Source organism: Cupriavidus basilensis (assembly GCF_008801925.2).
Classification (GTDB): domain Bacteria; phylum Pseudomonadota; class Gammaproteobacteria; order Burkholderiales; family Burkholderiaceae; genus Cupriavidus; species Cupriavidus basilensis.
The window spans coordinates 469,314-482,437 of the sequence record NZ_CP062803.1 but is presented as its reverse complement, the minus strand read 5'-3'; the positions used below and the strand labels follow the sequence as shown (position 1 = coordinate 482,437).

Annotated in this window: 16 protein-coding genes; 3 read left to right on the top strand and 13 right to left on the bottom strand. The window is 65.0% G+C overall.

Annotated features, from left to right (window positions below; genetic code table 11):
* Nucleotides 1-59: 59 nt before the first annotated feature.
* From F7R26_RS02150 to F7R26_RS02130, 5 genes are all read right to left on the bottom strand, one after another.
* Nucleotides 60-686 (bottom strand): SCO family protein, encoded by a 627-nt coding sequence (locus F7R26_RS02150; RefSeq protein ID WP_150989715.1) that lies wholly within the window; start codon nucleotides 684-686, stop codon nucleotides 60-62.
* A gap of 157 nt (nucleotides 687-843) precedes the next feature.
* Entirely contained in the window at nucleotides 844-1,779 is a 936-nt protein-coding gene (locus F7R26_RS02145) for a heme o synthase (RefSeq protein ID WP_043343375.1), read from the bottom strand.
* On the bottom strand, nucleotides 1,776-2,879 hold the full coding sequence (locus F7R26_RS02140) for a COX15/CtaA family protein (RefSeq protein ID WP_150989712.1): 1,104 nt from the start codon (nucleotides 2,877-2,879) through the stop codon (nucleotides 1,776-1,778). Before F7R26_RS02140 ends, F7R26_RS02145 begins: the two co-directional genes overlap by 4 nt.
* 7 nt (nucleotides 2,880-2,886) lie before the next feature.
* Nucleotides 2,887-3,543, bottom strand: coding sequence for an SCO family protein (locus F7R26_RS02135; RefSeq protein WP_150989709.1), 657 nt, complete (start codon nucleotides 3,541-3,543; stop codon nucleotides 2,887-2,889).
* Nucleotides 3,544-3,652: 109 nt separating this feature from the next.
* The gene (locus tag F7R26_RS02130) at nucleotides 3,653-4,414 is read right to left on the bottom strand and encodes an SURF1 family protein (RefSeq protein ID WP_150989706.1); all 762 of its coding nucleotides are present in this window, start codon (nucleotides 4,412-4,414) and stop codon (nucleotides 3,653-3,655) included.
* A 78-nt stretch (nucleotides 4,415-4,492) separates the two neighbouring features.
* On the opposite strand from F7R26_RS02130, the gene F7R26_RS02125 reads away from it, so the two are divergent.
* Nucleotides 4,493-4,702, top strand: coding sequence for a twin transmembrane helix small protein (locus F7R26_RS02125; RefSeq protein WP_006159466.1), 210 nt, complete (start codon nucleotides 4,493-4,495; stop codon nucleotides 4,700-4,702).
* A gap of 163 nt (nucleotides 4,703-4,865) precedes the next feature.
* Here the strand turns inward: F7R26_RS02125 and F7R26_RS02120 are convergent, their stop codons facing one another.
* The 8 genes from F7R26_RS02120 to F7R26_RS02085 all read right to left on the bottom strand — a co-directional run bounded on the left by F7R26_RS02120 (nucleotide 4,866) and on the right by F7R26_RS02085 (nucleotide 11,689).
* Complete coding sequence (locus F7R26_RS02120; protein ID WP_006159467.1) at nucleotides 4,866-5,726, bottom strand: cytochrome c oxidase subunit 3; 861 nt, start codon at nucleotides 5,724-5,726, stop codon at nucleotides 4,866-4,868.
* Nucleotides 5,727-5,864: 138 nt separating this feature from the next.
* On the bottom strand, nucleotides 5,865-6,077 hold the full coding sequence (locus tag F7R26_RS02115; RefSeq protein WP_035861042.1) for a DUF2970 domain-containing protein: 213 nt from the start codon (nucleotides 6,075-6,077) through the stop codon (nucleotides 5,865-5,867).
* A gap of 34 nt (nucleotides 6,078-6,111) precedes the next feature.
* Nucleotides 6,112-6,726: a cytochrome c oxidase assembly protein gene (locus F7R26_RS02110; protein WP_150989703.1), complete on the bottom strand. Its 615-nt coding sequence runs from the start codon at nucleotides 6,724-6,726 to the stop codon at nucleotides 6,112-6,114.
* 17 nt (nucleotides 6,727-6,743) lie between these two features.
* Nucleotides 6,744-6,875 (bottom strand): cytochrome oxidase small assembly protein, encoded by a 132-nt coding sequence (locus tag F7R26_RS02105; RefSeq protein ID WP_006159470.1) that lies wholly within the window; start codon nucleotides 6,873-6,875, stop codon nucleotides 6,744-6,746.
* Between the two features lie 77 nt (nucleotides 6,876-6,952).
* On the bottom strand, nucleotides 6,953-8,557 hold the full coding sequence (ctaD, locus tag F7R26_RS02100; RefSeq protein WP_150989700.1) for a cytochrome c oxidase subunit I: 1,605 nt from the start codon (nucleotides 8,555-8,557) through the stop codon (nucleotides 6,953-6,955).
* 23 nt (nucleotides 8,558-8,580) lie between these two features.
* Nucleotides 8,581-9,843, bottom strand: coding sequence for a cytochrome c oxidase subunit II (gene coxB, locus F7R26_RS02095; protein ID WP_150989697.1), 1,263 nt, complete (start codon nucleotides 9,841-9,843; stop codon nucleotides 8,581-8,583).
* Nucleotides 9,844-9,900: 57 nt separating this feature from the next.
* Nucleotides 9,901-10,410 carry a DUF2244 domain-containing protein gene (locus F7R26_RS02090; protein ID WP_150989757.1) on the bottom strand — a complete coding sequence of 170 codons (510 nt, stop codon included), beginning with the start codon at nucleotides 10,408-10,410 and terminating at the stop codon, nucleotides 9,901-9,903.
* A gap of 265 nt (nucleotides 10,411-10,675) precedes the next feature.
* Nucleotides 10,676-11,689 carry a methyltransferase domain-containing protein gene (locus F7R26_RS02085; protein WP_241754404.1) on the bottom strand — a complete coding sequence of 338 codons (1,014 nt, stop codon included), beginning with the start codon at nucleotides 11,687-11,689 and terminating at the stop codon, nucleotides 10,676-10,678.
* A 105-nt stretch (nucleotides 11,690-11,794) separates the two neighbouring features.
* Between F7R26_RS02085 and F7R26_RS02080 the strand changes: the two genes are divergently transcribed.
* Together F7R26_RS02080 and trmL are read left to right on the top strand one after the other, a co-directional pair.
* On the top strand, nucleotides 11,795-12,553 hold the full coding sequence (locus F7R26_RS02080; RefSeq protein WP_416351296.1) for a phosphoribosyltransferase family protein: 759 nt from the start codon (nucleotides 11,795-11,797) through the stop codon (nucleotides 12,551-12,553).
* Nucleotides 12,554-12,646: 93 nt separating this feature from the next.
* Complete coding sequence (gene trmL, locus F7R26_RS02075; RefSeq protein ID WP_043343349.1) at nucleotides 12,647-13,117, top strand: tRNA (uridine(34)/cytosine(34)/5-carboxymethylaminomethyluridine(34)-2'-O)-methyltransferase TrmL; 471 nt, start codon at nucleotides 12,647-12,649, stop codon at nucleotides 13,115-13,117.
* Nucleotides 13,118-13,124 lie beyond the last annotated feature (7 nt).

The following is a 13,124-nucleotide window of genomic DNA, read 5'->3' as shown; positions in this document are numbered from 1 at the left end:
ACCGGCCCTGTTTTATTTTGCCCGCCGGCTTCGCCGCGGCGGCTCGCCTAAGGGCAGCATCAGGACAGCAGTTGCTTGAGGTCATGCACGATCGGCTCCGGCCCCTGGCCGTGGCGGATAAACAGGCGCAGCTTGCCGCTCGGGTCGAACACATAGCTGCCCGCCGAGTGATCCATGGTGTAGTTGTTCGGGGACGTGCCCGGCACCTTGGCGTAGAACACCTTGAAGTCCTTCGCCACCTTCTGCAGCGCGGCATCGTCGGCCGGGCGCATGCCCAGGAAGCGCGAATCGAAGGCCGGCACATACTGCGCCAGCAGCGCCTGCGTATCGCGCTCCGGATCCACCGTAACGAACAACACTTGCACCTTGTCGGCATCCGGCCCCAACTGTTCCATCACCGCCTTGAGCTCGGCCATGGTGGTCGGGCACACGTCAGGGCAATGCGTATAGCCGAAGAACATCACTACCGCCTTGCCCTTGAAGTCGCCAATGGAGCGCACCTTGCCGTTGTGGTCGGTAAGGACGAAGTCCTTGCCGAACTCACTGCCGCCGGTGATATCGACGTTCTTGAAGGAAGCCTTCTGCTGGCCGCATGCCGCCAGCAGCAGCGCGCACAGGGCCAGCAGGCAAAACCGGCGGAAGGCCGCGAAGGTGGGGAGGGAGCCGGAGGGGAAGTGGTTTGGCATGCGAGTTCGGGTGGTGTTGGCGAGCCGGCGCCGCCCGGCAGGCGGCTGGACGCGACAAGGTCACATTAACAGATGACACTCAGTATCGCCGATCGAGGCCGCCACGCGCGCGGGCCGCGACAAGATGCCGCAAGCCCGCGGGGCCTGCACGCACCGCTCAGGCCTGCGGCAGGAACTTGAAGTAGTGATCGACCAGCAGCGCGGCGAACAGCAGCGAGAGATACAGGATCGAGAAGCGGAATGTGCGTTGCGCCAGCGCGTCCGAGTAGTTGCGATACATCTTCCACGAGTAGGCCAGGAACCCGCCCCCCAGGATCAGCGCGGCCGCCAGGTAAATATAGCCGCACATGCCGTACACGAAAGGCAGCAGCGTGGCCGCGATCATGATCAGCGTGTACAGCAGGATATGCAGCAGCGTGAAGCGCTCGCCATGCGTCACCGGCAGCATCGGCAGGCCGGACTTGGCGTAGTCGGCGCGGCGATACAGGGCCAGGGCCCAGAAGTGCGGCGGCGTCCACGTGAAGATGATCAGCACCAGGAACCACGCTTCCGCCGGCAGGTCGCCCGCAACCGCCGCCCAGCCAAGCGCCGGCGGCATGGCGCCGGACAGGCCGCCGATGACGATGTTCTGCGGCGTGGCCGGCTTGAGCAGGATGGTGTACACCACGGCGTAGCCAACGAAGGTGGCCACGGTCAGCCACATGGTCAGGTCGTTGGTGTAGACGTGCAGCAGCCACATCCCTGCCCCGCCCAGCACCGCGGAGAACACCAGCGTCTGGATGGTGGTGATCTCGCCGGTGGCCGACGGGCGCCACGCGGTGCGGCGCATCAGCGCATCCACCTTCTGCTCCACCAGGCAGTTAATGGCGAATGCGGCACCCGCCAACAGCCAGATGCCGGCGGCGCCGCCAATCAGCACCGGCCACGGCACCATGCCGGGCGTGGCGAGGAACATGCCGATGATGGCGCAGAAGACGGCAAGCTGCGTCACCCGAGGCTTGGTCAGGGCGGCGTACTGGCGCACCAGGTGGCGAACGCGTCCGAGGGGATGTGTGTGGGTAGCTGTAACCACTGGGGAGTTCTTGTCTTTCATGTGGCGCGCGCGGCGGCCGGCACGTCGGTAGCAATGTCAGCGGACCGGGCCGCGAGCCCTATATTGTAGTTGAGGCGAACCAGGAGCAGCAGCAAGACCGCCGCGCCGCCGTTATGCGCCACCGCGGCGCCCAGCGGCCAGTCGAACACGATGTTCGACAGGCCGGTGGCCAGCTGCAGCGCGAGAAAGCCCAGCAACCAGCCCGCGCTGCGCGCAAGGCCGCCATGGCGGCGTGCCTGCAGCCCGAACCAGGCCAGGAAAGCCAGCACAACGAAGGCAAAACCGCGATGCACCCAATGGATCGCCACCAGGGCCGAGTGCGGGATGTAGTCGCCGTCGGCGGTCATGCCCAGCTGGCGCCACAACGTAAAGCCGTGGTGAAAGTCCATGTCCGGCACGAGCTGGCCGTTGCACAGCGGAAAGTCGGTACACGCCAGCACCGCATAGTTAGTGCTCACCCAGCCGCCCAGGAAGATCTGCAGCACCAGCAAGGCCAGCGCGACGCGCGCCGGCCAGCGCAGCGCCACCGCCTGCGGCGCCACCCGCAAGGGTGGATCGTTGCGCGAACCCAGCCAGATCAACGCTGCCAGCAGGCTCATGCCAAGCATCAGGTGCGTGACCACGATGATGGGCTGCAGCTTGAGCGTGACCGTAAAGGCCCCGAACGCACCCTGCACGCACACCAGCAGCAACACCCCGGTGGCGAACCAGGGCGACTGCTTGAGCTCACGCCGCTTGACCCAGGCCAGCACCATCAGCGTGATGATCAGCACGCCGACCGCCATGGCGAAGTAGCGGTGGAGCATCTCGATCCACGCCTTGGTGATGGTCACGGGCCCGCTGGGCAGGGCCGTCTCGGCGGCACGGATAGGCTCCTGCGCCGCGTGCGGGTTGGAGTGACCATAGCAGCCCGGCCAGTCAGGGCAGCCCAGGCCGGAGTCCGTCAGCCGCGTGAAGCTGCCGAACATGATCAGGTCCAGCGTCAGGAAGGCGGTGATCCAGACCAGCTTGCGGTACTTGTTGCGGTCCCCTTTGACCAGCACGTAGCTCAAGGGGAACAGCGCGATCAGGACGCCGATGATGGCGAGTTGGAGCAGCATGCGCGCCTCACCCGATGTGAGAGTACTTGAGCAGCTTCTTCAGGTCGGAGCTCATCTTCTTGGGGTCCGGCTCCTTGGGGAAGCGCATCATCAGGTTGCCCAGCGGGTCGATCAGGAACAGGCTGTCCTCGATCCGGGCACCCGGTTCCGCCGGCAGCCATTTCTGCATGGCCTCGCGGTTGGCGCGCAGGAAGCGCACACCGGCATAGGGCTCGTTGTAGGCGGCCGACAGGCGGGAATCGATCGGGCCGTCGTCACTGATCAGCCACACCGGCACGATGCGCTCGCGGTCCTGGCCCTGCCCAGCGCGGATCTGGCGGATGGTGAACAGCTTCTTGGCGCAGGCTTCGTCGCACGCCGCACCATCCGCCGTTACCAGCAGCCACTTGCCCTTGAAACTATCCAGCGGCACGGACTCTGCACGCTCGTTGCCGATCTGTAGCGCGGGCATGGGGCGCTGCGGCTCGATCAACGTGCCGTAATTGGTGGAACCGCCAGCGGGCTTGAACACGTAGTACGTCAGGTAGGAAGCGATGACAGGCGAAGCGCACACCAGCAGAAGCAGCAGCATCTGGATGCGGCCGCGACGGGTGCGGGCGTCGATGCGCGAGTCTTGCGGCGCGGCGCGGGCGGCCTGGGCCGAAGCGGGATCTGGCTGTTGCATAGTGTTTCGTCTGTCTGTCGTCTGTCTGTCGTTAGGGGCGGTTGCGCTCATCTGACCGCAACGCGCCGCTGTGGTTCGTGGGTGATACGGGTGCCACCCGCGAGAATGCTCAAGCCGTCATGCGGGCGGCGCGCCGCCAGCTCAACGCCACCAGGAGCACCAGGGTCAGCGCCGCCAGCCCGAACCACTGAAAGGCGTAACCATAGTGGCGATCCGCGCCGATGTCCGCTGGCGCCCAGTCGCGCGCCAGCCCGTCGCCGTTGTCGTTGCGCTGTTCCAGCACAAAGGGCTGCAGGGGCACGCCAAGCTCCGCGGCATAAGCGGCGAGATCGACATTCTGGCGGATCTTCTGGCCGGCCTCGGCATTCGCGCCCTGGCCCAGGGCGAAGACCCTGGGCACGGTCGCCAGCGCGGTGCCGTCCAGCTCCACCTCACCTTGCGGCGTCGGGAACGGCGCGATATGGGTGCGATCCTGCGCATCGCGAGGCAGCCACCCGCGCAGCACCAGCACGGCCGGCGCGGCCGCATCGCCCCCGGCAACCCGCAGCGGCGTCAGCACCATGAATCCGGCACGGCTATCGGTGCCATTGCCGTGGGGGCGATTGTCCAGCAAAACCGTATGCGCTGCATCGAAGCGCCCGCGCACGTGCACGCGCCGCTCCGACAGCGCGCCATCCACCAGGCTGCGCCCGATCTCCAGCGGCGGCTGGGCAGCCAGCGCCTCAAGACGCGCGGCCCGCGCCACTTTCTCATGGGCCCGATTCAGTTGCCAGTTGCCCAAGGCACAGGTGAGCGCGATCACCACCAGCGCGGCGATGGTGGGCAACGGGCTCAGTGCGCGCCACAGCTTCACGTGCGGCCTCCCTGGCATTTCCCGAGGGCGTTGCCACGCGCGCCGATGCGATAATGGCACTCTATCCCTAGCAGACCCCGCGCTTGCGGGCCCTCCATGCGCATCGTCATCCTCATCGCGTTCTTCCTCATCATCGGTAGCCTGGCCTCCGCCCTGTTCTTCATGATGCGCGACCGCGGCAGGACGCCAAACATGATGCGCTCGCTGATGTTCCGGGTCGGCTTCTCGGTGGCGCTGTTCGTCTTCATCCTGTTCTCGCACTGGATGGGGTGGATACAAAGCACGGGCATCCGCATGGCGCCCTGATGCCGGCGCGGCCCGGCCACGCGACAGGCTCAAACCACAAAAAACAAGCGCCGCAGGCTGGCTACTTCCCCTGCGGCGCTTGTTTTTTGTTGTTCCTCGCGAAGGAGGAGAACCTCCCCCGCGATGCCGCCGACGTGGCCGGCGGGCACTGCAATCGGGTGTCTTACAGCCAGTACACCACGATGTAGAGGAACAGCCACACCACGTCGACGAAGTGCCAGTACCAGGCGGCGCCTTCGAATGCGAAGTGATGGTCGGGCGTCAACTGCCCCTTGAGCACGCGCACCAGCACCACTGTCAGCATGATCGCACCGAGCGTCACGTGGAAACCGTGGAAGCCGGTCAGCAGGAAGAAGGTGGAACCGTAGATGCCCGAGGTCAGCTTGAGGTTCAGCTCCGAATACGCGTGGTGGTATTCGTACACCTGGAAGCACATGAAGACCGCGCCCAGCAGGATGGTCAGCACCAGGCCCTGAATCAGCTGGCTGCGCTTGTTGGCCAGCAGCGCATGGTGCGCCCAGGTCAGCGTCACGCCGGACATCAGCAGCAAGGCGGTGTTGATCGTGGGGATCGGCCACGGGCCCATGGTCTGGAAGCTTTCCACGACACCGGCCGGCCCGAGGTTCGGCCATACGGCGGCGAAATCGGGCCACAGGATCTTGTTGTTCAGATCGCCGAGCCACGGCATGGCAATGTTGCGGGCGTAGAACAGCGCGCCGAAGAATGCCGCGAAGAACATCACCTCGGAGAAGATGAACCAGCCCATCGACCAGCGGAAGGACAGGTCGATGTTCTTGCCGTACTTGCCCGTCTCGGATTCGTTGATCGCCTCGCCGAACCAGCTCTTGAGCACGAACAGGAACCACAGCAGGCCCAGGCCGCACAGATATGGCCCCCAGGTCTGCCCGTTTACCCAGCCAGCAGCACCCCCAGCCGTCAGCAGCAAGCCAAAGCTAGCCGTGATCGGATGGCGCGAGGGGCCCGGTACGAAGTAGTACGGAGCGTTTGCGCGGTTCGCACTCATTCTTTTTTCTCCAGCTCAGAGTCTCTGATTCAGTAATCGTTATCCGCACATCCGGCCCTGACGGGGCCGGCGGCATGCTTTTGCCCTGCTCTTTTTACTTACTCCTGCCCTGCCCCGTGCTTTGCGCTGCGCGTGGCCTCACCCTACCACCACACGCACGACCGTGATCAGCACCGCGATCAGGATGGCTACCCCGATCAGGCCGGCAATGATCACATGGACCGGGTTGAGCTGTGCCATGTCGCGCTCATGCTCGCTGCCCTTGCGCAGGCCGATAAACGACCAGAACACCGCGCGCAGCGTCTGCGCAAATGACAGCTTGCGCTTGACCGCGTCCTTCATCTCATCCACGGCTTTTCCCCTGCAACCTGCCTCGCCTGCAAACTCAAATGCCCTTGCCCGCGCCTGCTGGCTGCGCGTCGAGGGGACCTTGCGGCGCTTGCGCCACCGGCGTCCCGATCTCGAAGAAGGTATAGGACAGCGTAATGTTCTTCACGTCTTTCGGCAGGTCCGGATCGATCACGAACACAACCGGCATCTCGCGTGCTTCCTTCGCCTTCAGCGTCTGCTCCTTGAAGCAGAAGCACTCGATCTTCTTGAAATACTGCGTGGCCAGCTTGGGCAGGTAGCTCGGGATGGCCTGCGCCGAGATATCGCGTGCCTGGCCGTTCGCCACTTCGTAGACGATGGTGGTCATCTCGCCCGGGTGCACTTCCATGCTGCTCTTGACCGGACGGAAGGCAAAGGGCCCGCGCGCATTGGAGTCGAACTCGACCGTGATCGTGCGGGTTTTGTCCACCTGCGTGTTCTTGACCTGGCCACCGTAAAGGTCGCGCGTGGTCACCACGTTCAGGCCGGTGATCTCGCAGATCTTCTTGTACAACGGCACCAGCGCGTAGCCAAACGAGAACATCAACGCCACCACCACCAACAGCCGCAGCATCATCCCGCGGTTGAACTTCTTGTCGGTGGCATTGCTTGACTGCTGGTTCGCGCTCATCTCAATACCCTGCAGCTTCAGCCGAGAAAGATCATCTTGGCGAAGAAACCCAAAAAGAAAACCATCACGATCGAGAAAAGGATCAGGCCGAGACGACGATTGGAGGCCTTGCGGTCTGCCTGCGATGGACTTTTGTTTGGATCCTGCATAACACCTTGCTTGCGTGGCGCGGAAGGACGGGCAGTGCCCATCCTTCCGTGCTTATTGCGGCTTGCCTGACTGCGGCTTACTTGACTTGCGGCGGCACTTCAAAGGTGTGGAACGGGGCCGGCGACGGCACGGTCCATTCCAGGCCCTCGGCGCCATCCCAAGGCTTGTCCCCGGCTGCCTTGCCGCCACGGTAGGACGGCAGCACCACGAAGAAGAAGAAATACACCTGCATCAGGCCGAAGCCCAGTGCGCCGATCGATGCAATCGCGTTGAAATCCGCGAACTGGGTCGGGTAGTCGGCATAACGACGCGGCATGCCGGCCAGGCCCAGGAAGTGCATCGGGAAGAAGGTGATGTTGAAGAAAATCATCGAGCCCCAGAAGTGGATCTGGCCGCGGGTTTCGTTGTACATGAAACCGCTCCACTTCGGACCCCAGTAGTAGAAGCCCGAGAACATCGCGAACAGCGAGCCCGCCACCAGCACATAGTGGAAGTGGGCAACGATGAAGTAGGTGTCCTGCAACTGGATGTCGATCGGGGCCACTGCCGGCATCAGGCCGGTGAAGCCACCGATGGTGAACACGAAGATGAAGCCGATCGCGAACAGCATCGGGGTCTCGAAGGTCATCGAGCCACGCCACATGGTGGCGATCCAGTTGAAGATCTTCACAGCCGTCGGCACCGCGATCAGCATGGTGGCGTACATGAAGAACAGCTGGCCGGTCACGGGCATGCCGGTCGTGAACATGTGGTGAGCCCACACGATGAACGACAGGATGGCGATCGAAGCGGTCGCGTACACCATCGAGCTATAGCCGAACAGGCGCTTGCGGGCGAAGGTCGGCACGACGTGCGAGACGATCCCGAACGCCGGCAAGATCATGATGTAGACCTCGGGGTGGCCGAAGAACCAGAAGATGTGCTGGTACATCACCGGGTCGCCGCCGCCGGCAGCCGAGAAGAAGCTCGTGCCGAAGTGACGGTCGGTCAGCACCATGGTGATGGCGCCAGCCAGCACCGGCATCACGGCGATCAGCAGGTAGGCGGTGATCAGCCAGGTCCAGCAGAACATCGGCATCTTCATCAGCGTCATGCCGGGTGCGCGCATATTGAGCACCGTGACGATGATGTTGATCGAGCCCATGATCGACGACGCGCCCATGATGTGCATGGCGAAAATCGCCATGTCCATGCCGGGGCCCATCTGCACCGACAGCGGCGCGTACAGGGTCCAGCCGGCGGCGGTGGCGCCGCCCGGCGCGAAGAACGACAGCACCAGCAGCAGCGCTGCCGGGGGCATCAGCCAGAAGCTGAAGTTGTTCATCCGCGCGAACGCCATGTCGGATGCGCCGATCTGCAGCGGGATCATCCAGTTGGCAAAGCCGACGAAGGCCGGCATGATCGCGCCGAACACCATGATCAGGCCGTGCATGGTGGTGAACTGGTTGAACAGTTCCGGGCGGAAGAACTGCAGGCCCGGCTCGAACAGCTCGAGACGGATCAGCAGTGCCAGCGCGCCGCCAGACAGCAGCATGGTGAACGAGAACAGCAGGTACAGCGTACCGATGTCCTTGTGGTTGGTGGCAAACAGCCAACGGCGCCAGCCATGCGGTTGATCGTGGTGATCGTCATGCGCGTGGTCGTGCGGGTGGGCGAGCGCGTCCGGGGTAGCAGTACTCATCGCGAAAACTCCTGAAATCCTGTTCAACCTGCGGCGCGGTCGCCCGCGACGCTGGCCTGCTTGGCAGCGGGCTTGTCTTCCGTCTTGGGCGCGGCGTCGCCGCTCGCGCCAGGTGCGCCGCCGCCTTCGCGGAACTTGCCGGCACGCGCATTCACGAAATCGCTCGGTTGAATCACTTCACCCGTCTTGTTACCCCAGCTGTTGCGGGTGTAGGTCATGACGGCAGCGAGCTCGGTATCGGAGAGGTGCTTCCACACCGGCATGGCACCCTTGCCTTCCAGCAGGATATGCATCTGGCCGGCATCCGGGCCGTTGACGATCTTGGAGCCGTCGAGGGCCGGGAAGGCGCCGCCGCCCTTGCCGTTAGGCTGGTGGCAGACCGCGCAGTTGGCGGTGTAGACCTTCTCGCCACGAGCCTTGAGCTCGTCCAGGGTCCAGGTCTTGTTGGGATCGTCCGCCTTGGCGGCGAGCTCCTTCTTCTTGCCGTCGACCCACTTGGCGTAGTCGGCGTCGGAGACGACGCGCACGACGATCGGCATGAAGGCGTGTTCCTTGCCGCACAGCTCGGCGCACTGGCCACGGTACACGCCAATCTTCTCGGCCTTGAACCAGGTGTCGCGCACGAAGCCGGGGATGGCATCCTGCTTGACGCCGAAGGCCGGAATCATCCAGGCATGGATGACGTCATTGGCCGTCAGCACCATGCGGACCTTCTTGTTCACGGGCACCACCATCTCGTTGTCCACCTCCATCAGGTAGGTGTTCGACTTGGGGGCCTCGTTGTTGATCTGCTCGCGCGGGGTGGTCAGGGTGGACACGAAGGAAATCCCCTCGCCGTCGCCCTTCAGGTAGTCGTAGCCCCACTTCCACTGGTAGCCGGTGGCCTTGATGGTGATGTCGGCGTTGGTGGTGTCCTTCATCGCCACGACGGTCTTGGTGGCGGGCAGGGCCATGCCGATGACGATCAGGAAGGGGATGATGGTCCAGATCACCTCGACGGTGATGCTTTCGTGGAAGGAGGCCGACTTCGCGCCCTTGGACTTGCGGTGCGTGAACACGGAGTAGAACATCACCGCGAACACGCCGATGAAGATCACGGTGCACATGATCAGCATCATCCAGTTCAGCCAGTGAATCTGCTCGGCGATCTTGGTGACCGGCTCGGTCAGGTTGAGCTGTCGCACGGCGGGGCCACCTGGCATGTCTTCCACTGCCAGGGCTGCATGACCGGTGAGCAGGGACGCCCCCACCAGACACGCTGCGGATGCCTTCTTCCACATTTTCATTTGTTATCTACCCAATTTACAGATTCAAATCTGTGACTCGCCGGCCCCCGCTGCCTCTCAGAGGTAACGCAAAGCCGCTGCGAGCTCCTGCGCGAACTTTCGCCGCTTGTACGGGTCCAGAAAACACCCCACCCGCACAGCGCTCTTGCCCGAGCGCAGCAACACCAGCGCCCGTAATGATTCACCCGGTTCAACCCGCACCCATAGCGGGTTGAATTCATGCCGTGTCAGCTGCCCTGCACTGACCGAAACCACTACCAGCCTGCCGTCGACGAGGCTGACGCGCTCGTAGTCCGACGCATGCCGCCCGTGCACCAGCAGGGCGATGCCCAGCCCCAGCAGTTCCAGCCCGGCAAAGGGAAGCACGAGCCATGACCCTCGCCACGCGAAGAACAAAGCGATGGCGAGCGAAACGCTGACGATTGAGAGGTAAAACCAGCCAACCTGGCGCGGAGACAGCGAACAATTCCGCTTCATCAGCCAGTCTTTGTCCGGCGGGCCAAATCCGTCGGAACTGCCGCCGGATTTGCCTTGCGCCGTCTGGAGTGCGATACCCAAGTCTTGCATCGCCAACCTTGCATCGCCAACTACTCTGCGCTGGATGCACGCCTGGACGATTGCGCCTGGGACGCACCATTGAAGTGCGATTTTGGGCAAATTGTGCCAGGGAGACCACTGCGACAAACTGGCGCATTATAGGGCGCTTCGCCTACTCGGACAAGGCCGCTACTTGACCAAGGGGCTAGCGCGCGACAAGTTTTTGTGCATCGGTACGGTGCTCGCCATCGGCCGCTTGACTGCGCCGCCGATGCGTGCAGCAGCGCCGCGGACGTTACTTGCGCTGCCGCGCACGCCCGATCTTGTCGAGCGGAACCACGGCGTGGCCGAGCTCATCGACGGCCTGCTTGCCGCGCGGCGCCAGCTTCCAGGCATGGCCATAGACGATCTCGAACGTCAGCGGGATCAGCCCCTCGGCATTGCGCTGGCGCTCCAGCGCGGCCAGCAGCGCTGCGTGCCAGCGGCGAGCGCGCAGCCCTGCCTGGCTCGCGCCAGCCGGCAGGCGCAGCCCGCCGAAGGCCTGCACTTCGCGCAGCAGGGTCCGCGGCGATTCATAGGTGATCGTCAAGGTCTCCATGTCCATGACGGGCGTGGACCAGCCGCTGTGCACCAGCATGTCCCCGATATCGTGCATGTCGACGAAGCGCAACGTGTGGGTGTCGCCGTCCACTTCGGCAAAGGCAGCGCGCAATTGCGCCAGCGTATCGGGCCCGAACAGCGAGAACAGGACCAGGCCTTCGTCGCGGGTGACCCGGTGCCACTCCGGGAAGACCCGGTGCGGCTCGGGGTGCCAGTGCAGCGCCAGGTTGGACCACAACAGGTCGAAGCTGGCCGGGGCGAAGGGCAATGTGGCAAGATCGCCCTGCACCAGGTCAAAGGTCGGGCGCTTGCCAAGCAGGCGCCCCAGCCACCCGGACTGGCGCTGGGGATCGCGCTGGGCGGCCTCGCGCAGCATGGCGCCGGAAATATCCATGCCGGCGATCTGCGCATCCGGGTACTGGGCGCGCAGCGCGGCCAGGCCGCGCCCATGGCCGCAGCCGATATCGAGCGCGCGCGCCGGCGCCAGCCGGATCATCTGCATGCGCTCCTGCATGCGCTGGCCAATCTCGCCCAGCAGGAAGTCCAGCTGGCCGAATCCGGCGCTGCGCCGGTCAAAGGCGAGGCGGGTCAGCCGCGTGGGCGGCAAATAGGCATCGGGGGAGTCGGCGTCATGCAGGGACACGGTCAAACCAGGCAGCAAGAAACTAAGAATGAGGATGACGGCCGGCGTGATGCGCCCGTCGGACATGCGGTGCGCGCGCCAGCGGGCGCCGCAACAGGATCGCAAGTATACGCGCCCACCGCCGGGCCTGCCGCCGACGGCCCTGACGTGCTCCATGCGGCAGCTGTCCGTGTGCCGTGCCGCCTGGCGCGCCCGGGCGAAGGCGCCCTGCGCCATCATGCGCGGCGCTTGCTGCGCACGCTCCTGCCTGCGGCTTGCGCGCTTTGCGGCACCGTGCAGGACGAAACCGTCTGCGCAGGTTGCGCACTAGAGTTGCTGACGCCGCTGCCGCGTTGCCGCTGCTGCGCCCGGCCGCTCGGGCGCAGCAGCGGGCCAGGCGCAGCCTCGCTCTGTGCCCAGTGCCGCTACGAGCCGCCGCCTTTTGACGATGCGCTGGTGCTGGGCGACTACGCCCGCCCGCAGGACGGCCTGGTGCTGGCCTTGAAGTTCGGCGGCGTGCTGCCGCTGGCGGACTGGCTTGGGGCCGAACTGGCGAGCCGCTGGCGGGCCGAGTCCGGAAGATCCGGCCTGGCGCTGCCCGATGTGCTGGCGCCGATCCCGCTGTCCGCGCGGCGCCTTGCCGAGCGTGGCTTTAACCAGTCCTGGGAAATCACCCGGCCCCTGGCACGCCGGCTGGGTGTGCGCGCGGCGCCGACGCTGCTGGCGAGGCTGCGCGATACCCCGGCCCAAGCCACGCTGGACCTGCCCGCGCGGCAGGCCAACCTGCAGGATGCCTTCGGCCTCGGGTCCGGCCATGACGTTGCGGGCCAGCATGTCGGCCTGGTCGACGATGTGATGACCAGCGGCGCCACCTTGGGCGAAGCGGCGCGGGTCCTGAAAGCCAACGGCGCGGCGCGCGTGACGCTGGTGGTCGCCTTGCGCACGCCGTAGCGCAGCCCACAGGCGCGGCGTGACAGCCGGCCCCCGGCAGGGTAAGCTGCCCAGCGTTTCACGGCTGCGGCGCCCCAGGCCCGCCCCTCCCCCATGTTCAATGTCGTCCTGGTCGAACCCGAGATCCCGCCGAACACCGGCAATGTGATACGGCTGTGCGCCAATACCGGTGCGCGCCTGCACCTTGTCAAGCCACTCGGCTTCCCGCTGGAAGACGCGCGCATGCGCCGCGCCGGCCTGGACTATCACGAGTACGCCAGCATGCGCGTGCACGAGAACTGGGACGCGCTGATGGAAAGCGAGCGACCCGACCCGGCCCGCATGTTCGCGCTGACCACGCATGGCTCGACGCCGTTCGGCCAGGTCAGCTTCCAGCCCGGGGACTGGTTTGTGTTCGGCTCGGAAACGCGCGGCCTGGCGCCGGAGCGGCGCGAATGGTTTCCCACCGCGCAGCGCATCCGGCTGCCGATGCGGCCGGACAACCGCAGCCTCAATCTCTCCAATACCGTCGCGGTCGTGGTGTTCGAAGCCTGGCGCCAGAACGGCTTTGCCGGCGGCGCCTGAGGCCGCC

Coding starts and splice junctions, on each gene's coding strand:
- ctaD (WP_150989700.1), bottom strand. CDS start 8,557: ATGAGTACTGCTACCCCGGACGCGCTCGCCCACCCGCACGACCACGCG.
- F7R26_RS02130 (WP_150989706.1), bottom strand. CDS start 4,414: ATGCCAGGGAGGCCGCACGTGAAGCTGTGGCGCGCACTGAGCCCGTTG.
- F7R26_RS02135 (WP_150989709.1), bottom strand. CDS start 3,543: ATGCAACAGCCAGATCCCGCTTCGGCCCAGGCCGCCCGCGCCGCGCCG.
- F7R26_RS02105 (WP_006159470.1), bottom strand. CDS start 6,875: ATGCAGGATCCAAACAAAAGTCCATCGCAGGCAGACCGCAAGGCCTCC.
- F7R26_RS02110 (WP_150989703.1), bottom strand. CDS start 6,726: ATGAGCGCGAACCAGCAGTCAAGCAATGCCACCGACAAGAAGTTCAAC.
- F7R26_RS02085 (WP_241754404.1), bottom strand. CDS start 11,689: ATGTCCGACGGGCGCATCACGCCGGCCGTCATCCTCATTCTTAGTTTC.
- trmL (WP_043343349.1), top strand. CDS start 12,647: ATGTTCAATGTCGTCCTGGTCGAACCCGAGATCCCGCCGAACACCGGC.
- F7R26_RS02120 (WP_006159467.1), bottom strand. CDS start 5,726: ATGAGTGCGAACCGCGCAAACGCTCCGTACTACTTCGTACCGGGCCCC.
- F7R26_RS02140 (WP_150989712.1), bottom strand. CDS start 2,879: ATGCTGCTCCAACTCGCCATCATCGGCGTCCTGATCGCGCTGTTCCCC.
- F7R26_RS02090 (WP_150989757.1), bottom strand. CDS start 10,410: ATGCAAGACTTGGGTATCGCACTCCAGACGGCGCAAGGCAAATCCGGC.
- F7R26_RS02150 (WP_150989715.1), bottom strand. CDS start 686: ATGCCAAACCACTTCCCCTCCGGCTCCCTCCCCACCTTCGCGGCCTTC.
- coxB (WP_150989697.1), bottom strand. CDS start 9,843: ATGAAAATGTGGAAGAAGGCATCCGCAGCGTGTCTGGTGGGGGCGTCC.
- F7R26_RS02145 (WP_043343375.1), bottom strand. CDS start 1,779: ATGAAAGACAAGAACTCCCCAGTGGTTACAGCTACCCACACACATCCC.
- F7R26_RS02125 (WP_006159466.1), top strand. CDS start 4,493: ATGCGCATCGTCATCCTCATCGCGTTCTTCCTCATCATCGGTAGCCTG.